19 protein-coding genes and 1 pseudogene are annotated in these 24,455 nt (G+C 54.5%); 7 read left to right on the top strand and 13 right to left on the bottom strand.

Going from position 1 to position 24,455, the window contains the following annotated elements; translation table 11 throughout:
- Positions 1–9: 9 nt before the first annotated feature.
- The 6 genes and pseudogenes from QOL69_RS06495 to QOL69_RS06470 all read right to left on the bottom strand — a co-directional run bounded on the left by QOL69_RS06495 (position 10) and on the right by QOL69_RS06470 (position 6,264).
- On the bottom strand, positions 10–666 hold the full coding sequence (locus tag QOL69_RS06495; RefSeq protein WP_283402520.1) for a ribonuclease H-like domain-containing protein: 657 nt from the start codon (positions 664–666) through the stop codon (positions 10–12).
- Entirely contained in the window at positions 663–980 is a 318-nt protein-coding gene (locus QOL69_RS06490; RefSeq protein ID WP_283402519.1) for a DUF8156 family protein, read from the bottom strand. Before QOL69_RS06490 ends, QOL69_RS06495 begins: the two co-directional genes overlap by 4 nt.
- Before the next feature lie 2 nt (positions 981–982).
- Entirely contained in the window at positions 983–1,912 is a 930-nt protein-coding gene (locus QOL69_RS06485) for a hypothetical protein (RefSeq protein WP_345782477.1), read from the bottom strand.
- Positions 1,913–2,206: 294 nt separating this feature from the next.
- Positions 2,207–2,866, bottom strand: a complete 660-nt coding sequence (locus tag QOL69_RS06480) for a helix-turn-helix domain-containing protein (protein WP_345782494.1) — start codon at positions 2,864–2,866, stop codon at positions 2,207–2,209.
- Between the two features lie 131 nt (positions 2,867–2,997).
- Positions 2,998–4,899, bottom strand: a pseudogene (locus tag QOL69_RS06475) (DNA methyltransferase); the annotation flags it as partial.
- 78 nt (positions 4,900–4,977) lie between these two features.
- On the bottom strand, positions 4,978–6,264 hold the full coding sequence (locus QOL69_RS06470; RefSeq protein ID WP_283402516.1) for a tyrosine-type recombinase/integrase: 1,287 nt from the start codon (positions 6,262–6,264) through the stop codon (positions 4,978–4,980).
- Positions 6,265–6,608: 344 nt separating this feature from the next.
- Here QOL69_RS06470 and QOL69_RS06465 point away from each other — a divergent pair, with 344 nt between their 5' ends.
- Positions 6,609–8,600 (top strand): Eco57I restriction-modification methylase domain-containing protein, encoded by a 1,992-nt coding sequence (locus tag QOL69_RS06465; protein ID WP_283402515.1) that lies wholly within the window; start codon positions 6,609–6,611, stop codon positions 8,598–8,600.
- A 55-nt stretch (positions 8,601–8,655) separates the two neighbouring features.
- On the opposite strand, the gene QOL69_RS06460 is transcribed toward QOL69_RS06465, so the two are convergent.
- Together QOL69_RS06460 and QOL69_RS06455 are read right to left on the bottom strand one after the other, a co-directional pair.
- Entirely contained in the window at positions 8,656–9,321 is a 666-nt protein-coding gene (locus QOL69_RS06460) for a hypothetical protein (RefSeq protein ID WP_283402514.1), read from the bottom strand.
- Between the two features lie 48 nt (positions 9,322–9,369).
- Entirely contained in the window at positions 9,370–9,888 is a 519-nt protein-coding gene (locus QOL69_RS06455; protein WP_283402513.1) for a hypothetical protein, read from the bottom strand.
- A 65-nt stretch (positions 9,889–9,953) separates the two neighbouring features.
- On the opposite strand from QOL69_RS06455, the gene QOL69_RS06450 reads away from it, so the two are divergent.
- On the top strand, positions 9,954–10,115 hold the full coding sequence (locus QOL69_RS06450; protein ID WP_283402512.1) for a restriction endonuclease: 162 nt from the start codon (positions 9,954–9,956) through the stop codon (positions 10,113–10,115).
- 39 nt (positions 10,116–10,154) lie between these two features.
- Here the strand turns inward: QOL69_RS06450 and QOL69_RS06445 are convergent, their stop codons facing one another.
- Positions 10,155–10,457, bottom strand: a complete 303-nt coding sequence (locus tag QOL69_RS06445) for a winged helix-turn-helix domain-containing protein (protein WP_283402511.1) — start codon at positions 10,455–10,457, stop codon at positions 10,155–10,157.
- Between the two features lie 384 nt (positions 10,458–10,841).
- Between QOL69_RS06445 and QOL69_RS06440 the strand changes: the two genes are divergently transcribed.
- The 4 genes from QOL69_RS06440 (at position 10,842) to QOL69_RS06425 (ending at position 15,787) form a co-directional block, all read left to right on the top strand.
- Positions 10,842–11,141, top strand: a complete 300-nt coding sequence (locus tag QOL69_RS06440) for a helix-turn-helix transcriptional regulator (protein ID WP_283402510.1) — start codon at positions 10,842–10,844, stop codon at positions 11,139–11,141.
- 222 nt (positions 11,142–11,363) lie between these two features.
- Entirely contained in the window at positions 11,364–11,885 is a 522-nt protein-coding gene (locus QOL69_RS06435; RefSeq protein ID WP_283402509.1) for a DUF8112 family protein, read from the top strand.
- 490 nt (positions 11,886–12,375) lie between these two features.
- Entirely contained in the window at positions 12,376–15,186 is a 2,811-nt protein-coding gene (locus QOL69_RS06430) for a MarR family winged helix-turn-helix transcriptional regulator (protein WP_283402508.1), read from the top strand.
- A complete protein-coding gene (locus QOL69_RS06425; RefSeq protein ID WP_283402507.1) occupies positions 15,179–15,787 on the top strand; it encodes a hypothetical protein in 609 nt (202 codons plus the stop codon). The genes QOL69_RS06430 and QOL69_RS06425 overlap by 8 nt, the downstream gene beginning before the upstream one ends.
- Before the next feature lie 503 nt (positions 15,788–16,290).
- Here QOL69_RS06425 and QOL69_RS06420 read toward each other — a convergent pair.
- Positions 16,291–17,232 carry a metallophosphoesterase gene (locus tag QOL69_RS06420; RefSeq protein ID WP_283402506.1) on the bottom strand — a complete coding sequence of 314 codons (942 nt, stop codon included), beginning with the start codon at positions 17,230–17,232 and terminating at the stop codon, positions 16,291–16,293.
- A gap of 132 nt (positions 17,233–17,364) precedes the next feature.
- Between QOL69_RS06420 and QOL69_RS06415 the strand changes: the two genes are divergently transcribed.
- Positions 17,365–18,381, top strand: a complete 1,017-nt coding sequence (locus QOL69_RS06415; protein ID WP_283402505.1) for a helix-hairpin-helix domain-containing protein — start codon at positions 17,365–17,367, stop codon at positions 18,379–18,381.
- A 98-nt stretch (positions 18,382–18,479) separates the two neighbouring features.
- Here the strand turns inward: QOL69_RS06415 and QOL69_RS06410 are convergent, their stop codons facing one another.
- The 3 genes from QOL69_RS06410 to QOL69_RS06400 form a co-directional block, all read right to left on the bottom strand.
- Positions 18,480–18,818 (bottom strand): DUF8153 family protein, encoded by a 339-nt coding sequence (locus QOL69_RS06410; RefSeq protein ID WP_283402504.1) that lies wholly within the window; start codon positions 18,816–18,818, stop codon positions 18,480–18,482.
- Positions 18,819–19,220: 402 nt separating this feature from the next.
- Positions 19,221–19,832 carry a hypothetical protein gene (locus QOL69_RS06405; protein WP_283402503.1) on the bottom strand — a complete coding sequence of 204 codons (612 nt, stop codon included), beginning with the start codon at positions 19,830–19,832 and terminating at the stop codon, positions 19,221–19,223.
- 913 nt (positions 19,833–20,745) lie between these two features.
- A complete protein-coding gene (locus QOL69_RS06400) occupies positions 20,746–24,291 on the bottom strand; it encodes a UvrD-helicase domain-containing protein (RefSeq protein WP_283404217.1) in 3,546 nt (1,181 codons plus the stop codon).
- Positions 24,292–24,455: the final 164 nt, after the last annotated feature.

The following is a 24,455-nucleotide window of genomic DNA, read 5'->3' as shown; positions in this document are numbered from 1 at the left end:
TTCTCCGATCTATCTTCCATTACTCACTGGTTCGAGCGATTTCATCGAAAAATCTGACTTCGAGCAGTACCGTTCGGCGACGTTCATCAGCGCTCGTGTGCGCCGAATGTCGGCAACGTTGTGGAGTATTACGGCTTCAAAATCACCAGTCTGCCATGCGTCGACAGCTTGGCTGCTATCTGTAAACGGATCGACTGTGCCATGACCGGAGGCCACGAGCTCGTCGTATACTCCAGTGAGGCTGTTTTCGCTCGTATTGAAGCGTGAGGTGAAGACCTCCATTACATCGATGTACGGCAGCTCAGCGAACGGCCACTCGCGTTCGTGATGACTGAGCCGTGTCCGAAAAAACGGTAGATCGAACCCGCCCTTCCAGGTTTCCCCGTTGTAGGCCACGAGTTTGGCATCGCGCTGTGCGATCGTGGCGTCGACGAATTTCTTGACGGCATCTAACAACGCGCCCTCATCGTCATGAACGGAGAGCGTTACCGGCGTCGTGAGGCGCTCGTTCACGCACTGTTCGATGGTTGGAGCACAGGTGCTGCCGTCTGTGTTGAGGAAAACCCGCGAACCAATCTCGGCGTCGAAGCCGACGACGGTCAGCTGGTCAGTAGTCGAAAACCCTGTCGTCTCGATATCGAATGCGATCGTGGCGAGTGTGCTCATCGGGTTGTCTCGCTGGTCCCCTCGTCGGGTGACTGTTCGATGTTGCTCTGTTCGTTGAGGCGATGTTCGAGTGTTTCGAGGCGGTCTTCGTGATCTTCTAGCTTGGCCTCCTGTTCGAGATCGATACTGAACAGCGCCGGGAGGATCGGGTTCTGGTGGTTCAACAGCCCGCTCGCGTCGGCGTGCTCACGAGCGTACTCGAACAGTCGATCGAATCGCGGCTGGTCGCGACGACGGAGCGCCAGCCGGAACTCCGTCCAGCGCTCTTCGATGGCCCGGAGCGCATCTCGGTACGTCGGGTTCGTACGCCCCATCGTTACCGACCCCCAGTTGCTGTCCACGCATCTAGTAGGGGATCTGTGGTGGCTGCGAGCGTCTCTCCCTTCGCTGTGACGCCCGTTCCGACACCCTTGGGTGTCGCCGATGCCGGCGTCGTCGGTTCGACGCCGACCTGCGTAGCGCGTGCCGCGAGCAGCTGCCGCCAGTAGGCGAAGGTTGTCTGGTAGTACGCGCCGTCGTCGACAGGGTACACGAGCGTCTCGAACTCCTCGCCACGGATTCGCGGTCCCATCCGTGTTTGCTCACACTCGAGGTGGTGGGCAGCGACCGTCGCGACGGACTCGGTGAATTCGTCGATTGTACGCCGAGTAACGAGTACTGGGATGTCGTACCCGTCGGCGTACGTTGCCAACCGAGCGAGCGTTCGGGCCTGGAGGGTGTTGGCGTGCCTGTCCCCGAGAGTGTCGTTGGCGCGGTACTGGGCGTCGACAGCCGGCGCGACGATGAGCGAGGGAGTGTATGGTGATTCACCATTGCCATCCGCTGGCTGCCCATCTTGTGCGTGGTTGTTTGCCGTCGACTCCTGGATGGACTGATTCACCGCCGCCGGGAGATCGCAGACAGCGCCGTAGTGCTGGTAGGCCGTGAACCCACGTGCGACGTGGATTCGATCGAGTAATCTCCGGCTCGGAGCGATCTGGGCGAGTGTTGTCGTCGTCGCGTGTCCGTTTGCGTCGACCCAGAAGGCAGGGCCGTCATGGAGGAGGAGATGATCGAGCACGAGCGACTGTAGGAGCGGGACACCACGGCCGCCGTCCACGTCGAGCAGCGTGATGCCGTTGTCAAGCTTCGGTAATAGCATCTCATCCGTAGCTGGATCAGCTTGATCGGCGAGGGACCGATTGTGGTCAGCCCCTCGTGTCGGCTGGTCCACCACCAATCGGTTCGCCGGTGAGTGTTCTCTCATACTCAACTAGTTGTCCACAGCTCCGATAAGCCGCGGCGTGGCGCTTCCGCGTTTCAGGAAAGACACGAGGCACATGGTGACCTCTACGACTGGCTGGATTTCTGTGACTGTCCGACTGCTTCCGAGAACGCTTCCAGAATCCCATCCGACTCGCAGTGGCTATTTAACCAACAGGTGACGTTGTACGTAGTCTGTTGGTTAATATCTCACCATCGTTCTTCGCTGCTCGGACGGGACCGACATGAGATTGTCAACCGTGTTTGCTGATAAACTCGGACTGTCGCTCGCGAAGACTCATTCTGTCGCACTGTGGTGTGACGCGTCGATGTCCCTGTCGTACTCGTTAGCGATAATCTCTAAGGCGGGCTCGTACGCTGGGCGATTCTCCATCATCTGGTCGACGGCGGTATCCAACGGGATGACGGGACTGCCGTCGACCCACTCGACCTCGATATTGTTGGTCTTCGGGAACAACACGTAGTGGGTGTTCCCATTGACATCACTGGCATCCGGGCGTTCGCTGATCGTTGTGTTGATGCCAAACTGCTGGAAGAACGCAATCCACCGTTCGACATCGCGGTCGTGAACTTCGATAAACACCGGATAGTCGTCGTGACTCCGTGCGATCTGATAGCCGCCGTGCGTCCAGACGTACGCCGCGTCAATCTCCGTGTACGCGAACTCCATCCCAGCGAAGTGTGGGATGACATACGCGTCTTCTTGGGAAATGGGGTCGCGGCTGTACAACGCAGCCATCATCTCAGCGTACTGCTGGCGCATCTCGTGGTCAACGATCTGGAGTCCATTATCGGTATTAACGATAATCTCCGCGTTTTCTAACCGCTCGATCCAGTCGTATACCCATGAGTACGAGACGTCGATTTTGCTCGCGATGCGGTTAATCGAATCCCCACGTTGAGTCGCTAAGACAATCTTAGCAGCTGTGGGGTCCATGAACTCGATCATTGTCTGAATCGCCTCTTGACCACGGTAGTAGTCTCGCTTCCAATTATCTCTAAGAAGATACTAAAATATAGAAATTCTGCCTAGATCGGCTACTACATCGGCGACGCAGCCGCCGCATCGACGAGCGAGTTACCAGCTTTGAGATGGTGGTCGAGAAACGCGAGTGGCTGATCTGCAGCGAGTGTCTCCAGCCACATCGACAACTTTGCCAGTTCGACGGCCATGTCGTTGAGATCCACGCCGTAGATACTCTCCTTCGAGATCTCACGTCGGATGTCCTGCTCATCGTACGACTGAATTTCTTGTTCGCGTACGACGGCCATCACCTGCTCCGTGAGGTATCCCGTCGCCTTCGTGAGGAAGTGACCACTCCCCATGGCGGGGTCGAGCACTTTTAGATCGGTCACACGGTCGTAGAAGCGCCGGAAGTACTCCGAGTCGGTTGCCTCAAGTCCATCAGCTTTGAGGTCCTCATCAATCTCATCTATCAACGGATCGACCGTCTCCTCGACAATGTAGGTGACAACATAGTCGGGGGTGTAGTACGCACCGGTCGCTTTTCGCTCGCCCTCATCGTTGACAACGTAGAGTCCGCCGGCGTCGACCGTCTCGACAGCGTCAGCGACCGATACCTCGTCTCCTTGCTTCCACACCTGTCCGCCGTCCTCTGAGACAGCAGCCATCCCCTCATTTGGAGCGATACGGAACTCGTGTTCGAGGAGACCCTCGTATATGGTCCCGAGGTGGCGCGTGTCGAGGTCAGCGTAATCCGCGAGGACGTGCTCACCCTCCTCGTTAAGTGTTGTCGAGAGTCGGAAGATCACCTCGGCGATGTACGGATCCGACACCTCATTGTCGGCGAGGAATGTGTGGTCGTCTGTGTCAAACAATCCGCCGTTATACGGTGGGATGTCGAGGTCTTCCTCACCTTCGTCAACGAGATCGAACAGTCGAGTGAGTCGGTTCCAGATGGTTGTCGAATACTCGCTGTACTCACGGTGGAACGCATCTCCGCCAGTGACATCCTCACCTTCCAAGTCATCGAGTATCTCCGACCGCTTGGCGTCGAGACTGAAGTTTTCGTGGTATTCGGCATTCCGTTTGGGGTCGTCTGGATCGATCAGCCCGCGGGACTCCGCGTACAACACGAACATGAGCCGGTACAACAAGACGAGCGACTGCTCTTTGAGTTCGTCACGCGCAGCCTCGTCGTCCGGATCGATGTCGAGGTCGTTCGACTCAACGAACCCCTCGCCGAGGACCCGAAGCGCAGTGAAGACGTTATCTTGAAGATCCTCACCGAGTTCTTGTGCGGCTGTCTCCGACTCGTTCCATACTGTTTCGAGGAATGAGGTTCCGGCGATCTCGACGAACGCTTCCGGCCGGAAAAAGCAGTAGAAGTATTTGAACTGCTCAAGGTCGCCCGACTCTAGTAGCTCCGGAAGGTCAACTTCATAGTAAGTTTGCGTCTCGTAGTCTTTGGTACCATAGAGCCGCCATTTCCGACCATTAGTGAGGATGCCCCATTTGAGATCGGGAGGAGTGCGTTCGAGATAGTACTTGACTTGATGAGAGGCATCCCGGTATGACCGATCCTCGCTGAATCGCTGGTCAAAGTCATGTCCCCACTGTTTGGCCTCAACGAGCGCAGCGGCCTTCGCGAACATTCCTTCGGTGTCGTCTTGGAGTTTGCGCTCGGCGGCCTCTCGGCGTTTCTCATCGGACTCGTACAGCAGGCGGTCGACGTACCCGCCGCTGTCGGGGAGCGTTCCCTCGGAAATCGTGTCGAATCCAAGAACTGAGCATACCTCGGTGATCCACTGGTCGAGAAGCTCATCCTCGTTGTAGGAGCCAACGAGGTCCTTTTCGAGAGCCCACAACTCACTGAGGACCTCGAAGGCCGCCTCGGCTTCGTCGTCGCGCTCCCAGTCTTCGAGGTCGTTGACGCGTTCATCAAGGTAATAGCCGGAGAAAAGATCGGAATTCCGGTAGGGTGCGTCCCCGAGAGTTGCCTGACTCATTGAATGATATACAAAATCCCTGTGACTGTATAAAAACCTGATGTGAAGTCGTGAGAGCGAGTTACCTAAGATATGGGTCTAGTCGTACAGATTGAACTCGTAAATCCCTTCTAAGTACGGCCGTTTGATGTAGCGTTCCCAGACGTTCCAATCATCATGTCGATACGTCTGTTCTCTGACCGAATCACCTTCTGGAGCGTCACCACGAATATACGCGATGACACCCTCCGGCATGTACTGATCATGTACACCTTGGTTATGCCGATGATTGTGAGTGAAGTAGTGGCGGAAGTAGTGTGGAGTAACTTTCTCTTCTGTTGGTAATCCCCTAGACCACCAGCCGTACTGTTTCAACACGCCTTCTGAGGCACCGTTTTTTGTGAGAATCCCATAGACCGACTGCCGTGTGAGACGGTCGTTATCTCCTGATCCTTGGCGGTTGAGAAATACCGGTCGGGCCTGTTGAGGATGAGAATAAGCACATCGTCGAGTAAGCAGATACTCTAGTAGTGCTGTCTTGAGTTCATCATCTATCGGAACAAGGGTCCCACTCGGTCGTTGACGCTTATTTCCTACTGTTCTTGCCTCACCGCGGATTTCTGTGTTCGATTGATATCCACCCTGTAAAAAAACGGTATCTGGGGATGATCGAATAGCAGAATCAAGCGAGATTCCACGTCTCTCAAGTAGGGATTGGTAAATTGGATGTGATAGATTGAGACAGCACAAATCTAAGTTCACCATTTCGCCGATCCTTGCTCCGGTTTTCAGGAGAAACAGAATGATCGCTCTGTGGATCGGTGTCGATAGCCATTGTACAAATGCTCGCATTTCCGGCATCTCAATACGCGGACGCCCCGGTGGTGATAGATCGAATTCCGACTCAGGGAGGTCATTCAACGCCTTCTTTGCGGGGTTCTGAGTGAGTACACCTTCGTCCTCAACGAGCCAGTTGTAAAATCCGACAAGCTCACGGAGGTATTCGTGTCTCGTCCGGTCTATCAGATCAATTTGCTTCGGTTTTTTTGACTGTGCCCCTGTGATCGTATAGTATTGCCCTCCTGTACGGAGATGCTCATTAAATGCCGCAACATGAGTATCATCGATGTCGCACAGATGGGACCCAAAGTCTTTGAACAGGAAAGTCTCAAACTCCCGTAAAATCGCACGTGTCTTCTTGATATACTCCGCATTTTTCCCATACCGACGTTTTCGCCCGATGTACTCCCGGATCGGTTCCCGCTTGAGTTCGAGTATATTTGTTGAGGTACTAGTGTCCATTTCGAGGATTTGCTCATCAGACCATATTTGAGAGGTACTTTTATCTGCCATTTTCAGAGGTCCGATAACCACTACCAGGGACATTCTCTACCTTCTCGTCCTGTAGTAATTCATAGAGAGCATCGATAACTAACTCCTCAAATACGGCTTCTTGTAATTCGTCTAGAGTAGCGATATCATGAGTAGACAGGTGGTATACTATACAACGTTTAATCTCGGAATCCGACCTCGGTACAGTATTCTCTGACTGCTCGCTATTCTCTACAAGTTCATTTACTGATTCAAGATCAATTCGTCCGTTACAGTCCCATAGGTGAATCCCAGTGCGCAAACGCCAGCGGAGCCATTCTGAACGAGATTCTGCCCCTGATTCCTCTGCCAAACTAGTGTACTTCGCCTTTTCTTGCTCTGGTATCCCAGAGATGTTGATGTTAGCCACATTCCGCCCACTTATACCGAGTCTATTCATACCAGAAGATCCCGTCGGGGTACACAATCCTAAGGTGTTCCTCCATTGGGAACTGGAATATCCCGAAGTCTTCTTCGATCGTGACGGTGAGAAGCTGGCCGGATCCGGGTTCGATGCGGTGGTCGGGAATCCGCCGTATATTCGTATTCAAGAGCTCCGTGGTTCAAACCCTACCCAGTCGGATTATTTGCTTCAAGAGTACGAGTCTGCTCAGCGGAACTTCGATATCTACGTGAACTTCACTGAGAAGGGGTACCGACTCCTCTCCGAGGACGGCATACTCGGATACATTGAGTCGCATAAATTCTTCCAGAATGACTTTGGTGAAGGCATTCGCAGATTCATATCACGACATAAGAGTCTTCGAAGGGTACTCTCATTTGGACGGCATCAAGTGTTTGAGGGAGCATCTGTTTACACATGTGTTCTAATACTTGAGAAAGCCAAACGTGAATCATTTGAGTATGCGGAAGAAGACCCGAATGTCCTCTCAAACAGTGAAAATCTGAAATATCACACGTTGGACGCTAATTATACACAAGAGCCCTGGGTCTTTCGCTCACCGGATGATCTTCAAGTACTGGAAAAGATCAACGATTCAAAGCAAGATCTCGGTCAGATCACTTCCAAAATATACCAAGGTGTCGTCACTAGTGCTGACGACATTTATCTTGTAAGTGTTAAAGAGAAAAATGGTGAGAAGAGCCTCATAGAGAACGGAAAGGGCGAAACGCATGAGGTGGAATCATATCTTCTCCAACCATTTTTAAAGGGTCAAGATGTGAAACGGTATGCTCCGCTCAATCCACCACAGTCAATCCTTTTACCGTACAGAGTCTCAGATGGTTCTGAGCCAGATTTCATAGAAGAAGAAGACCTGAGAAGTAATTTTCCCGAAGCGTACGACTACTTTAGCACATATGAAAAAGAGTTGAGAAAACGAGACGGAGGATCGATGGATTCCGATCGGTGGTATGATCTAACACGGAATCAAAATATGGCCGAATTTGGTAAAGAGAAAATAGTAACACCCGAAATAAGCTATGGGGGTAATTTCACGTATGATTCGTCTAGAATGTTCCATAAATCGAAGGTATACGGGCTTCTGTTCCAGGACGGCTGGAATGACCTCGAAAAGTCGCTACTAGCAATTTTGAATAGTGACCTTCTCTGGTACTATCTGAAGAATACAGGATACGTACTTCGCGGCGGTTATTTCACATTCAAAACGGACTATCTCTCTTCGTTTGGTATTCCAAATAAATCCGATTTTAATACGAAATTAAACGGGCAGCCCATTCAAGAAAGGTTACCAGACGAAGTTGAAACAGCTATTGAGGCCCGGAAGGCACGCCAATCACTCAATCTCAATCTCCTCGACTACTTTGTAAACTACGATGACGGCCCAGCGATCGAAGATGCTGGACTATGGCAGCCAACTTCTACAAATGTTCTTTCTGAGACCAGTGAAGAACGTTCTAACTCCCGCGTCGGAACTGCTCGCGTTAAGCGGGAGTCCCCGAATACGGTCCTGATTGAGGCGACCGCGCGCTACAAACCTGGCGACGAGGATGCTCACGAAACGGACCAGTGGGGCTACACCGAGACGGACCTCCTGCCCGCGTTCCGGATCACGGATCTCACAGAGACGGAGGCGGACCTGATCGAGCACTTCGTACCGGTCGCTGTCGACGTGGCCAGCGGCTTCGCGAACTTCCGCGAGATGGCCACGAAGACGAACTCGCTCGTCGATCGGCTGAAGGCGATCGAATTGCCCGACGTCGACGACGTGGCCGACGACTTGGAGAACTACCTCCTGACAGTCGAACGCGCCGAAGAGCTCGACGACAAGATCGAGAAGACCGACGACCTGATCGACGAGATTGTCTACGAGCTGTACGACCTCACAGAGGAGGAGATCGAGATAGTCGAAAAGGCTGTAGGGGAATAGAGTATGGAAGAATTCGTCGCGGCGTAGGCGGTTTAGTGCCTTAGAACGGAGCTATCTAACTTTGTTCTGATTCAACTGACCTCCCAATCTCTTCGGCACCGAACGCGGTCACAAAATCGTAACAACGCTTTCGCAACTCTGACCGATCGCGACGTGACGATCTGTCTTTAGCCTGTTCGCGGGTGATATCTCTGATAACCTTACGGAGGGAACAATGATCGCTGAATGTCGGCTTTCCATCCATCGGTGCCGTATATTTGATCCATGTCCACCCATCAGAGGCGATTCCCACGAGAGGGCGGTTTTCTGCCCGATGAAGGTAACTGATGGACTCAGATTGTGCTTTCTCAATCTTATTTGGGGCTTTGAGTTCACCGATTACTGTCACGCCGACGTTCGTAATCGTGAAGTCGGGAGTGTCGTCATCGAGTCCCTCGAATCCCTTCGGTTGTGGACGATACTGATATCCGAGAGCCTCAGCAACGTCGCGGATTAGATGTTCCTCAATGAATCGTTCCGGCCCCTGTCGGATCACGGCTCCTTCGAGCGGTACAGACTCGTAGAGGACCTCATTGGCGTGTTCTCTCGGGACACGTCTATCGAACTCGGTGGCGAATCGTTCGATCGACCGTATAACCCGTTGAGCACGTGGATCGTTCTGTGGTCTGTCAAAAGCAGACTGCCCCATATTTTCACCAGTTTCTCGGCCATTCTCATTCATTTTGACAGTCCTATCTCGTCAGATTGTTTCGGAAAGAGATTTCTTTGGTCACTTTCCTTTGAAGCGTTCATAATTAAGGCTCGTATCTGATTTATTATATTTCACTTGGCAAAGAATAACGACCCTCTTGTCCGGAGTTGTCGGCTGAGACAATCCCGTCGTACTCTCCGGATTTACCTGTTCTGCTGCCAATTTCATCGCCGCGAGTTGGCTCCCTTCAGGCCGGGAATCGCCCGTTTTTGTTTCAATGAAGATACGCTGCCGAATTTTGTGGTCAGGCAGCGTCACCTCAAAGCTAAAATCTGGCTTCCACTGTACTCTTTCAGAATCGGTTTTATTGGTATGTGAATCATCATTAAACGTTATTTTTTGGACTACAGTCGGTCCATTAACGTGTGAAATCCAGACTCTTGGATCCGAATCATCGATATTAGAACCAACAGTGAGCGTCGGATTTTCTCTGATTTGACTTTTTAGATAGGTGCCACTGAGTACTTCTCCAAATGTTCCTTTCTCCTTGTGAGGTAGATCATTAATAGAGCCAAAGGTCAGGTTTCTCTGTAGCATTCCGTATCACTGGTCCCTCAACCATAGTAAAACAAGAAGGTCTGTCTGTCTCGATCGTCAACGACGTGGCCGACGATCCCGAAAACTACCTTGAAACTGTCGAGCGCGTTGAGGAGCTTGACGAGAAGATAGAGCAGACAGACACGCTGATCGACGAAATTGAGTACGAGCTGTACGGACCCACCGACGAGGAGATCGAGATAACGGAGGAAGCTACTACCGAATAAGTAGTTTCCGTGGTTGTGATTATTGCGCTAATCACGAACTCAGTCCGTTGACTCGTCGAGGTCCACACTGTCGGTGTTCTCCTCGATGTATTGCCAGTTTTCTGTATCGAGACGGCCGTCAAGATACGCCTCACCCTCATCAGTAATCATGTAGACTCCATTTCCGAGGTGTTCAAGCAACCCCTCTTCATCTAATCTCTTACACCTCCGATCAACATGCTGCCGAGAGTAGCGCATCGGTGCTTCTTCCGTCATCTTCGTCGGCGTTGTCGGCTTATTTTCATGTAGAAATTCGAGAATCCGATCGTCAAGAGAAGTCATCCACTTTCCCGAGTGTCTCATGTAGCACATATACAATATCGTGGTGTATATTACGGTCGGATAGCACTTTTTAGTCAAATAAAGCTCCCATATAGTCTTCCCGTAAACTATATGTGACTAAGAGCGTATTGATGAGATACGGAGCCCGAGTGACGAACTCTCGGCTCGCGATGAAACTGTAGGAATCCCGGCCACGGTGTTGGAGCACCCAGCCGGGTCGGGTTCTGTGACCTGACACAGAACCATGCCAATGATGGCAATTGCGGGGATACAGCCCCGCACGACGGGAGAGGAACCGCCCAGTAAAAACGCCAGCGACTGCGTCTGCTGTCACGCCAGTGCCGATGGCATCGACGCAACCACCGGTAAACCGATCTGCCGCGACTGTGCGACGGGGGGTGACGCATGAGCGCGACCACCGACAGCAACATTGTCGCTGGCCTAACGGCTTTTCAGCGTGATATTCTCCGCGTTCTTGCGAAGGCGGACAACCCTAAGGGCCTCGCAGTGATGGTGGACCTCGCCGACTACTACGGCGAAGAGATCACCCATAGTCGGCTCTACCAGAATCTCGACGAGCTTGTCGACAGCGGTCTTGTCGACAAACATCCTCGCGATCAGCGTACCAACGAGTACGCGCTCACCGACAAGGCACACACCGCACTCACGAACCGTGACGCTTGGGTCGCGGGTGATACCGAGTGACCCACCCACGCCACCGTCACGTTCGCTTTGACGCCCGTACCACCCTCCAAGGCGCACTCGACGATGTGACCGTCCGCCAAGCAGTGGAGGCTGACGCGTGACGAAGAAGCTCTGGCGATGTCGCAACTGCGAGCGGCTCGTCAACCGCTTCGTGAACGGCTGGACCTGTCCACGCTGCGGGTGGTACTGTGGTCGGACCATCGCAACGGTGAATCGGGGTCCATGAATCAAGATTCAGACTCTGCGTCCCGTAGCAACGCAGGGGCCCACAGCGCTGCCGATGTCCAGTTAGTCACCACTGTCAGCGAGCTCGACCACATGTCGCTGGCGGAAACCAGCATAGAGTGTCAACACTGCGGCCGGTCGCTCACCGAGGGTGACGATGTCGTCGTACACGTTTCCAAACCCGCCGACGAGTGTACCTACCAAATCGGTGACTGCGTGTGCGCTCGTCCAGACCACCGCCAGCGGGAGGTGTTCACGCTGGGTGTCCGCGAACTCCTCGTCGTTGGCCGGATTGGGAGCGCTGCCGATGCCGCGACCCAGTCAACGTGGTCAATCCTCGTTGACCCGGTTCCAGTCGGCGTCAGCGCCGCCGCCACGACGACGCTTCGATGGCTGCCGGCCGATACGCCGGTCGCCGAACGCGTCACCCCAACGTCCACACAGCACCGACAGCGGCACGTCACCCGGAGCCAGGTAACGGTCGGCGATCATCCGGCAGTCTCGGGAGGTGACGATTGATGGAGTCGCCAGCCCCGCACAGAGATCAACGGGACGCGTCACCGAGCGGTCACAAGCGACGGGCCACGACATCTCCGGATCCGTCATCCGAGCAACGGGGCGTTCGCTCGACAATCGACCATCTCCGACGCGTACTTGTCGCCAGCCGTGCCGATGCGGCGTCGGCAGTCCGCGCTACACTCACCCGGGCAGCGATGGCGATCGACGAAAGCTGTCACCCAGAGATTGCGGCAACGATCCGAATTGCCCGCGGCGTTGACCCACTCTCGACGACGATACGGTGCTACATTCGGCGGACGATCCAGCGACTTGTCGCAGTGGTGAATCTCTGGGAGGCGACCGAGTGATGGCTGCACCCAGTACACGAGACGCCCGTTCCACAGCACCGCCAGCAGGTCGCGAGCGAGGTGTCCACCTCGTTACTCCCACAAGTACCATCGATACCGATGGACTCGTCTGTCCGGAGGTGACGCCACGCCTCACGGAGTGGATGCCTGAGCTACTCGCGTCGCTCCGTGAGATGACTGTCGAGTCGGTTCAAACCTACACGTCACACACCGGTCCGTGGCGAGCAAGCGCCGCGATACTCGACGACACCATCCCTGAGTGGAACACCCTTGATGACACCTGGGACGATGCGACAGCCGAAGCCGTTGCGTACACCCGGGCGATCGGCACGCTCGCACTCACGTACGATGACGAGCAGGACCTGTCGACGTATCACGACCAGCGTCGAGCCTCGTTGGTCGACACCGTCGAATCTGTTGGAACCGGTCGCGGTGCCGTTAACGCCAATCTCGGCGCACTCGCGAAGGGCCCGGTCGCACTCCATCGCGAACTCGATGACCAGCCGCGGTCGGTCACGTTGCTTCTCGACGGGCCTGCGTGGACCAAATTGACCGACCGGCGCACTGGGGTCCGCGTGCTCGCTGCGATTGCGGTGCTTGCGAACGGGTTCGATGTTCGAGTCGTCGCAACGCCGCGGCTCCAAGGGGAACTCACACGTCGGTATCCCCAGTGGAGTGAGGTCCATCTCGGTCTTACTGCTGACCGGGATCGGTCCCACCCGTCAGGACACCGCAGTTCCGATGAAACAGCTGGGCAGCCGAGTCCGACACAGGCGGCTTGGGCGGCACTCGACGGTCTCGAAACCGAACCCGGAAAACGCCGCCTGCTTGGGGCGATCCCGCAGAATTCGGGCTGCCACTACAGCGAGCTTGCCGACGATCCCACACTCGATATCGAGCGCGGGACGGTCGGCAGATACGTGCTCGATTTGGAGTCCCGCGGGCTCGTCACAATTGACCGCCGTGGCCGACACAACACAGTGACACTCACTACCCTCGGTGAAACAGCCGTTAGTGAGTGTCTCACGGCAGCAGGCGAACTTCAGCATCCGGCTCAGGCCCAACTGTCGGACCGTCTTACCGCGACCACTCACGATTCATCAAGTACAGTGTCGCCCCCGCGAGAGGCCACAGCTCCCACCCCGACGACGGTGGAGCCATGGCTCGCAGCGACAGGGGACGTTGACGAGGAGTACGTCCGATGGATCGACACCCACGATGCGGCGGCGCTTCACCGGCGGTTCACGGTTCCAGCGACCACTGGAGCCGTCACACTCGTCGATGACCCAGTCAAGCCGTTCGACGACGGCCGGGTGAGTTACTTGAGCCACGTCGACGGGGAGTGTCTCGCGATCGTCGAGTGGGGTGGCCCGCTGGCCACCTTGGGACGTCTCGCGGGTTCCTTACTCAGCGATCAGGCACTCGACGAGATCCTCACGCCGTCACGGCTTGGCCCGGAGTTCGCGAACATCCACGACGGGACCGGCGAATTCACAACAGATCCGGGCCGGATTCTCCGACGCGGTCAGCAAGTTGGCTGGTTCAGCGACGATGAGGAAGCCTACACCGCATGGCGTGACCGGATCGAGATCGTCCGTGACGATCACCTCGCGCAACTCAGCGAGCTCGTCACAAGCGACGACAGTGCTGCTCGTGGCGAGTTGTTCGAAGACCTCCACGGACTCATCGCGACAGCAACACAGCTGTATCACGCCGCTGGCGTCGATCTGACGCTTACTGTCCGGCTGCCGGACACCGAGTCCCTTGCTCGTGACGAGTCACGGCGGGCCGACCTGTGTGACTTCATCCGATACACGGTGCCGAAACAGTCGGTGTACGGGATCCATTCGGGCTATCGAATGTTGTTCGAGGATCGGCCGCCGAAGCTCAAGCGACGGTTGCCGTACGATGTCGAGACAGGCGCTTCGATGGACCTGACGGCGTCGTGGGTCCTTGCGGGCCCAACGGCGACAACACTCCAAGCCGACATCGCAGAGGCGCTCTCAGCCGAATTGGGCGACCTCCGCGAAGCTATTGAATCTGGGACTGAGTCAGCACCGACGCTAACCGTTCCAGTTCGTGATGGCACGACCTACGCGTCGGTCCGTGCGGTCGTCGACGAGATCGCCGCGGAGTACGAGACCGAGTGGTTGCCCAGCGATCGGCGCGAGATCGTAAGGTATTGTCTCCAGTCGTTCGGTCGTGACGTGCCACACCGGAGTAACCCGTACGATGCGGTCACCTGTCTCGTCCGCGCCTGTGAGGAGTCACCCACCAGCGGGTGGCGGCCAGCAGTCGATCAGGCGGCCGCAACGCTGCCAAGCAAGCGCTTCCGCCCGGACCTCTCGCCAACGGCCACGAAGCTCTACACGACGCTGTTGACTGCGCCTGAGCCGCTTGGTCGAGAAGCGCTCATCGACCGCGCCGACATTTCGGCGAGTAGCTACGACCGTCGTATTGGGACAGTCGGTGATCTCCCCCGAGTCCGGCCGACAACGGTAGACGGCCACCGGAAGTGGAACGCTGTGATCCAAACGACTGGGGACGATAGTCCGCCGTCGCTACAGGTCTCTCGACGAATCCCCAGCAATCCGCGCTCAATAGGGAATCGCAGCATCGCATCGACAGTTGCGATCGACTTCCCGATAGCGGCTCAACTATCCAGCGAGCAGGCAGTAGCGGTCCAGGCCACTCCTAGGTCGGGTCTGAGGATACATCGGCACAGTAGGTGCCAACGACGCTGGAGTGCCAGTTGGCAACTGAGAGGCCACAGCAGCAGATCGCAACGAGAACCGCACGCAGTGCCGACTGTATGTCCGCCAATTAGTCTCAGACATGACCTGAGAGCACCAGCCGCCGTAATCCTACAAACAGGGTCCACGACGCTCGGTGAGAGAAGCATCGCTCACACAATTGTCAATCAGGCAGCTACACACCACGCAACCAATGATTAGAAGCCACATCGGTGACGGCCCCGTATGGGAAGGCGCAGAGTACGACGACAGTGAAGTGATCAATGGAGTTCCCGACCTCACTGCGGTCGAATACCGGAAAGAGCGGGAATTCAAATCACACCTCATCGCACTGCTTGAAGCACACGACTGGAATGTCGAAACAGAGGTGTTCGATGATGACCGGAACGGTCGTATTGATATCGTGGCAGAGCACCCGTCTGTCGGGTGTGTTGGGATCGAAATCAAACGAACATACAGATGCAACACGAAACATATCGCTGAGGGATTCGGACAGATACTGAACTATCGGTCTTACACGTACAGTGATCATGATATCGATTATTGGGCCTTAGCACCAGGATTTGATGCCAGCGCTAGTAAACGCAAGAAGCAGGTGCGGAATATGTTCCGGCGGACACTTGCTGAGCTCAAACTCGGGATGGTTTCACGTCACCGAGAGGCTATTTGCTTCGGAAAGCAGCTGGAATACTGTATTCCGCTACGCGACCCTGAGACTGTGACCCAAGCAGATCTCGACACGATTAACGGTGAGATCGCCAAACGTGAGTGGGAGGTAAGCGAGTACGAGCCTAATAGATAAGTTAGGCTCTGTTGAAATCCTATTCTTCAGACATAAGACCATGTGAAACAGCCGGTCGATGAAGACTGCGAGTTGACTGGTGAGAATTCTATCCGTTTGAGACGATGTTCAGAGTACCGTGTAAGATGTAGGGCGCGTATCTTTCAGGAAATCACAACTGACTGAACGATACAGATAAATGAACTCGTATATAAAATTACTTTATGGTTTCCCGTGAAAACAAGGTTATTGTCGGTTTCATCGCGTTGACATTGCTGTTACTTGTGCCTCTCAGCATAGTACAACCCCCATTGTGGGTTATGTCTGCTGTGGTACTCGGTGTTGGAGTGGTCGCTCCGACGTTGATTAATGAATATCTTGATAGACAAGAACCTCCTTGATTTGACACTATCGCTACTGAAACAACCAATAGGTGTGTGTATTGTACTGAGCGATTAGGGGTATAAAACTATCAACTTCTGAGGATTTCAACAAAGCCATAAGTTACCAACGCGCCGCCGCTGTTAGGCTCCCTCGCGCGTCCTACTCTCCTCGGGAGTCACGAGCGAAAGCTCAGTCATCTCACTGTCGCCGTGACGGATGAGCGCTGATAGCGAGGTTGGGGTTTCGATGAAGACCCCCTCGCCTCCGGGGCTCGCGAGATTATTCCGGAGCACATTCTGGCAGAACACGTTTCCGTTCTGCTGCGGTTCGTCATGTCGCGTATGACCGACGATTTGCGGCGGCGCATCACTTGGTAGATACTCGAAATCCAACCAGACTAGGCCCGCTTCGGGACCTTTTGGATGGGCGTCTCCGACTCCAAGAACCCGACTGTGTGTATCGAGGACCGTCCGCTGTGACGCAGCATCGTCAGGGGTGCCTGCGGTCGCCGTAAGAACGTCGACGGCATCGATGAGTGTCGTGTTGACGGCGTCAGTCTCGTACGGATCAGGGGAGCCTGCGTGTGCGTAGGTGTAGTTGTACCCCTCATACGCCGCGATGACATGCCCATCAGCAATTGCGTCGAAAAACGTGAGCCGATCAGCAGTCGATACCTGCCCCGCAAACCATCGCTCGAAGTTGAAGTGATCTGGAGAAAGGATAAACGCCTCGTGATTCCCCAATGTCACTCTCACACGGCCAGGGGGTGCTTCCTCAATGAGGCGACGTACCAGTGCGAGGACTCCCTCGTTCGCTGGCCCCCGATCAACGAGGTCCCCATTGAAGACGAGAACATAATTGTTCCCAGCCCAGTGTAAGCGCCCATCATCGTCTTGGCTAACGACAGGATCAAACTCAGGATGATCTGTGAGCGTTAAGAGAGCACTTTTCGCTTCGGTGAGGTATCCATGAATATCGCTGAGACTCACGATGGGTGGTGGGGTCTCAGACTGCTTCGCAAGGCCAGATATCCCATCCCGAAATTGAGGTGGCGTTGACGGTCCGTCTATTGACAGTGGCATTGGTCTTGGTTTCAACAGTTACTAATTTGGGTGTTCCGCCTTCAGGACTCAACTCACCGCGCTCAGTAGCTCCGTTTATGTCTATTTTTCTTCTAGTCATAATCTTATCATGGTTGGTGGAAATGGGATGGTATGCGGCAACCAACGAGGCTGATTCGTGACTCGGTCGATCGGCTGAAGTTAGAGGTCTCTCTCCCTGGCGGGCGGTACCAACTATCGCTGGACGATAGGGCCATCATCGTGCTTACCGATAAGTTGGGACTCACTGAACGTGACATCGTTCCCGAACCGTTTGTCCCGCTTTTCGTGGCAATGGGAGATGCGTGGTTCCCGAACCAGCGTGACGCAGATGCGATCATTGAGGATCTCTCATCCGATCAGACACTCAGTTCCAGCGAACGGTCGGCGTTGATATCGTACGTCACCGAATCTAATATCGCCGAACGAAACGCTGAGCGAGTCCGATCAGTGCTTGAAGATTCCCCGATTGCTGATGATGTTTCTTCGGAGGATCTCAAAGTCGTTGACCTTCCCTCTCTACCTGATTCACTGAAGCCCGATGAGCCTACGTCATCGACAGGCAAAGCCAGAGAGGTTGAGCCGGATACCACGGAACCAGAGAAATCCGAGCGGTCCACTTCCGAGATCGCATCCGAATTAGAACGCATTCCAGGTATTGGACCAAAGCGGGCGGGCCAACTCGTTGATGGCGGTGTGAAGTCCATCGAAACACTTGCTGATTCCCGGCCAGGATATCTCGCTGACATCGATGGCATCACTGAGGGCGTTGCTGCCGTCGGCGTTGAGGGCGCTCGGGAGATTGTTGGACGAACAAAGCCCGCTAACGAGCGACTTCGGGATCAAACAGGTGTTTCAGACCCCGTGTTCGATCCGGCCCTCGCGTCGCTTGCGGCGTCCGGTGTCCCAGCTTCCGAAGCGATCCCGAAACTTCGGGTGTTGTACGGACCGACCGTTGCTGATATCGACGCCGTCACCGGTCAACAAGCCTACTATCTCCATGAAGCCGGATACGAGACTCCGTACGATATTGTACAGGCGTCCCAAGAAGAACTAACGGACGTGTATCAGGTCGGAGCGACAACGGCAGAGAATATCCAGACCGCCGCCAATGCCATGCTTGAGTTGTAATAGAGATCCCCGGCTCTGTTGAAATCCTCAGCAGATGATAGTTTCACGGCCGGGATCGCTCAGTACAGGAAGGTCACGAATCGCTCAACACAATTGATCTACAACCGCTCTACTTCTGCGATAGCTCCAGCCATGCCAAGAATCAGTAGTCCATACCCAGCAACCCCCACAGGAACTGATGACTGGAGAAGGAGAGACCCAGTGAACGCTCCAACACCACCAATAACAGCCGCTCGCTTCCTTGCCGACCAGTTAGTATTGCGACGAGAAATGGAAAGCCACTGCTGTTTATACGCCAGAATCATCGACGTTACTACACCATAGAGTGGAAGGAGTGAAAAAGTAATCAAGCGGTCTGTTGTGGTGAACTCCCATGTGAGGGCTGAAACCACTAATCCAACACCTATCGAGATCGCGTATCGGAGGGCAGGGCGCATACGCTGATCTATACAGCTGGAAAGAAATACGCTACGGGATTTGATTATAAGATGCGCACTCTTCATCGACCAGCCGTTTCAGGCGAGAATGTGTCTGAAGAATAGGATTTCAACAGAGCCAGATCCCCGAGTAGTGGCGTTGTTGAGCCTCTCAGGTAGGGCTGATTCCTAACTCGCCTGTAGTCAGTATAGAAAACACAAGAACCGTCGAATTCAGCGGGTCTCACACCGACACAGACCACCCCTGTCATGACTATCGGAGGTGCTGCGTACAAGATATAGAGTATGTATCTCCCAATATGTAGACTCAAAATTGGCGGCTGCTGAATCGGTTGAGGCGCGTTCGAGAGGCAGATCTAGTGTATCCGTTTTTTTATACTTGATTCATATGTACTGGCTAACTCATTCTAGAACCGTGATGTCGCCGTTAGCTTGAGCAGTAATAATTCGTCCGTCAAGCACTACGAGATCAGTTACTGAGGCTCCCACCTTGGTTTGCCATCGTTCGCGGCCATCGGGCCAGTACGTCCGCAGGTTACCACTGTACCCGCCGAAGACAGTACAGTTGGCTCCGGCAGCAACCCGCCAGAACCAATCGTTGACTGATTGTCTGAACTCGACGCTACCGTCTTGTAGATTTATTCCGGCAATAAACGTCGTTTCTGAGTTGTCGTCGCCATCGGAGACATGGATCGCAGTAAGACCAGTATTACCGAACTGTACAGGAGTAAGCATCCGGCGTCTAGTGGCCGTTCTTGGACCAGCTCCCCACTGTCGTTCTCCAGAAGTGAGATCGAAAGCGTGGACGACCGGATCCTCGGACTCAAACGTTGCCTGCTCCGTTCCCATCACAAGATTGCTACACGCAACGGTAGGTGGTTTGGGTCTGCTCGTGTCGCTTCCCCGCCAGCCGACATCGGGCGGAAAGCCGAGAAGCAGATCAAGATGCCGGCGGTGGCGATACTGGCGGACGTATCCTGGGAGGCCTGCGTAGAGCCTGCCTTCATGGATCATCGGATAAACATCTCCACTCCCGGGCACCCTTTCGGTCCAGTGGCGGTGGCCGTTCCGTCCGACAGTCAGAAGCACCCCGTGACAGCCAACCACGACGCCAGTCTCTGTCGGTACGAGATCGTACGCGGGGGTTGGAATCTCGTGTCGCCAGCGTTCAGTACCGTCGGTAGCGTCATATGCTCGGAGAGTGGGGGAGCGTCCGTCATGATCGTACGATCCGATCCCGTGAGCGACGTACAGCGTCGGTTCATTGGATCCGGTATCAACGAGCGCCAGTTTGTTTCCGTCAGCGTCCTTGTGCCATCGCTGGCGGCCGGTGCTTTTGTCAAGCGCCGTGATCCCATCACCACCCGCGAAGACGGTTTGGGTCCCAGCTACGAGCGAGGGGAAAGATTGTCCGACCGCACTCCGTGACCACGCGACTGTGGGTTCGCTCGGGACCGGGAGGTCGGAGCGAGCAGTGTTGGAGGCATCGTAGCGATGTTGTGGCCACGAGTCTTCAGGTTGGTCGGGAGTCTGGATCGGACCACTGCGAACGGTAAATAACGTCCCGAGAGAGAAGGTGGCTACTACTCCGGTGCCAAGTACCGTCCGTCTGGAGGGCATTAATCAAGATTGATCGTTGATAATTGTAAAACTATCCGTACACAACCAAACTGCGGTATTTGCGTACAGAAACCATCCAATACCCCGTAAATGAGTAAGTGGACGATTACATAATATACGCTCTGTACCTTACACGGCTCTCCTAGTATTATCTGCAGTTGTTAGGACTCACAACAGTCAAGTTACACTGGATAATCGTTGGCCGTTTCAAGCGAAAATACATCTGAATAGTACGTTTTGGCGAAACGGAATTCGTGGACATGGTCACAGTAATCGTACGAAACTCGTCTTCCGAACGAGATTGCTATCAGCGATGTTGTGACGCAGACCGGGCCGTAACGGTCGTCTCTGAATCAATTTGAAGCTGAGGTTGCCCGTTGTACTCACCGATCTTCACGTCTTCTAATCGATACTCAGCCCCATCGTCAAGGAGAGGTTGCTCCGTCGCATCATCGGCGATGGCGAAGTTGACCGAATACTCTTTGTCGATCGTCACTTCCCCAACTTGCCGGGTCTCCCAGTACGGTTCGGCTTCACGTTCATCCGCAACGGTGACAGTGACTGTTTCCCGATCAGCAGTCCAATCGGCACCCGCAGACTCCACGGCGACGTGGTCCTGAATCTCACCCAAAAACGGAGATTGCTGTCCAGCCCGTGATTGAATATCTAACCGCTCTTCCGCGCGAGTAAGCGCAACATAGAATAACCGTCGTTCCTCGTCGAGGTGCGATCCGGTATTCATCTCAACCAACGTCGTCAGATTTCGGTCGCCCTCCGTTGGCGGGAACCCGTCACTCATATCGCCAGCAGCGTTGGCGATGATGACGTGTTCAGCCTCTTTCCCTTTTGATTGGTGAGCGGTGGTTACCTCAACACCGGACCCCGCACCGAGCTCGATATCACGCTTCTGGAGCTCTCTTGAGACATCCCGAATGAACGGCGAGCCCTCCTCGTTCCGGGCGAGGACCATGATGTCCGATGGATCACGGTCTGGGTTGCGACGAATCGAGTTAGTCACGAGTTTGACCAGCCTTGTGACAGCGTTCTGCTTGTACTGGAACTCAGTAGAGCCGGGAACAAGATGTACTTGCGGCGTGGTCTCCAGCGACTTGTTCGCTCTAACTGTCTTCGACGTCTTCGCGTCGTTGTTCTGAATCAGGGTGTTGCCGGCCTGAACAACACTCGGAGGGCACCGATAGTTCGTTTCTAATTCGGTCTTTGTGTCGTGCGGGAAGTGTTCTTCAAAGTCGATGAAGTAGTCGGGCCGCGCTCCTTTGAATCCGTAGATACTCTGCCAGTCGTCACCGACTGCGAACAGCCTGGCATCCTCGTGTTGGGTGAGCAGCGCTTGGATGAATTCAATCTGGACGAGATTGAGGTCCTGGAACTCGTCGACCATGACGTGCTTGAACCGGGCCATCTCGCCCGCCTCTCCGCTTTCGATCGCCGCTGTCGCCATCACAATCATGTCCACGAAGTCGTACGCGTTGTACTCCTCGTACCGGTCGTTGTACACTTCGAGGACCCGCGTCGCAGCATGGCTAAAGTGGTACAGCTCGGGGTCACGCTCGCGATCAAGCGCCTCAAGATGGTCACGAGGATTCTGTTGGTTGGTCTTGGCCTTCTTGACGAAGTCGGCGAAGTGGGATTCGATTTCTCGTGTCAGAATGTTGTGTTCGTAGACCGCATCTCGAAGTTCCGCTCCACTGAGCGGGCTCGCTGAATCAATCCCACGCGCTGAGAGTTGGTCAGCAAGATAACGGGTAACTTGGTTCGGTGCGACCTCGTCACCATCGATTACGAGATAAGTTTTGTCAGTCCCTTCGAAGATGGTCGAGATTTCATCGGCTGTTGGGCATTGCTCGTACCACCGCTTCCGCTGTCGGGTTGCTTCGGAGGGGATGTACTCGATGTAGAGATCCAAGCTAGGCAGTGTGAAATCGGGAATATATGCTTCGTTGTTCGGATTCCCCGCCCACGCCGCATACTGACGGTATCGGTAGTCGAGCTCGTGTTTGAACAGCCAGTCGGCGATACTGGTGTGGACATCTTGTTCTTCATCGAATCGAGATTCAACTTCCTCCCCCCGAAGCGTCGTCCCAGAGCTATACCGGATGGACTCGACGAAGTCTTTCCGTGTATCGGACTCATCGCTGAGATTCTCTTCGGCATAGATATCGAGAAATGCCTCATAGTGAGACTCGAACTCAGCATCATTGGCCCGCAGCGCACGGATGAACCGACTCACTTCGCGGAGTCGACTCTGATCTTCGATCTGGACGAGCGTCGGGTCGACTTCATTGAGTGTCCGATTACCGAACGAATGGAGCGTCGATGTCTCGACACCAGTGATATCGAACATCTCGTCCAGCCGCTCTCCCATTTCATCGGCTGCCTTTCGCGTGAACGTCAGCGTGAGAATATCGTCTTCGGAGACACCCTCTTTGACGAGATACTTGACCCGACACGATAGCGAAAACGTCTTTCCAGTACCCGCGCCGGCAATCACTTGGTTGTGGATATCGTTCCGGTATACGGCGAGTTCCTGCTCCGAATTGAGGGCGAGATTCTCCTCGCCAAAGCCACTAAACAGGTCCGCGTACTGCTCCCGCTTGCGCTCGACAAATTGCTCGTTGACGGTTTCGATCCGATCTTCTAACCGCGAAACCCGCCGCTTAAGCTTATTTAGACGGGTTATTTCACGTTCTGCGAGCAACTCCAAGGAGACTTGCTTGTCGAAGCTGAGAATAGCTGTTGTAATCTCCTCTATCGACGAGGTGAGTGCGTCTTTCTCAAGTGTCGTGAGATACGACTCCCGTGTCTCCGGGTCTGTCACGTCCGAGTCTATCTCAGTAACCTGGGCTTCCAAGTCGTCGATCTGCGAATCAAACGTGTGCTTTGAGTTGATGAACTTATGGTAGCTCTGGAGACCTGACTGAACAGAATCGAGGTTCTCCACCTGCTCACTCGTCAGCACAGCTTCAGCTTGCGGCCCTCTAAGCTCTGTAATCGATTGGAGCATAGCGCCAACCCGATCGAGTAGTTCGGGTCCGGGTTCGGGGAGTGGGTCGCCCTGCTCTTGAGACGCTGCTACATCTTCCTGAAGATCCTTGTAGAGCCGGACAGCCTTCCGATACACCGTTTCATAGCGGTCCGAAACGTACGCCGAATTGTACTCTTCAACCTGTGACCGGAGTGAGTCAAGCCGATCAGCGATATTGCCAATCGTTTGGAAATCCGGTTCGGTAAGCGGTGTCTCCGACGAGTCCGGCTTGACCGGCGCAAGCAATTGTTGGGTTTGAGTAATCCGTTTCAGGAGGTCCTCCTCAGCATCAGCAGACAAAATCGAACTACCATCGCAAGCTGCGTCGACGTCGGTTTCGAGTGTAGTCAGGTTATCCCGAACTTCGGTCACCCCCGCATCAAATTGCTTCTTCGATTGGAGATATGCGACGTGATCGTCCAAATCAGCCTGTAGCTCACGCAGTGTAGATTGCTCAGCCGCCGTGAGAAATCGTGTGTGCTCTTCCAGCAGGCCACCTATCTGGGCACGAGAATCCCGAATATCTGGGACCGCATTCCGTGCTTCTTCCGGGAGAGGTTCACCCCGGTGGCGACACGCACGAAGGGATTCCTCAAGATTCGAGGTTAGAGATCGGGTTTGCTGTTTCAGCTCTTTGAAGCGCTGCTCGGCGTTCGTTCTCCGTTCATCAGCGTGCGCGATCTCAGTGACAAGGTCTCCATAGACGGCCGTTTTCAGCGGACCGGGCAACAACGAAAACAGTGTCTCATTTTGCTTCGACTCAAGGCTACGCTGGTATTCGTCCCATGAGGATGCTTGATCGGGGTCCATATTCACTGAGAATTTTCAACCCTATCTGGGTGATATACTATCATACTATTCACTCACTGTATATGTTGTGGAGGAAGAAAAAGCGAAGCTGAGTACGACGTTGAAGGCAGGTGAAATATTGATCTGGAGGAATCTCACAAACACCATTACAGCGAGGGAATTTG

Source organism: Halorubrum sp. DM2 (genome assembly GCF_901686465.1).
In the GTDB taxonomy this organism is placed as follows: Archaea; Halobacteriota; Halobacteria; order Halobacteriales; family Haloferacaceae; genus Halorubrum.
The sequence above is the reverse complement of the archived record's forward strand: the minus strand, read 5'-3'. Positions and strand labels throughout refer to the sequence as shown.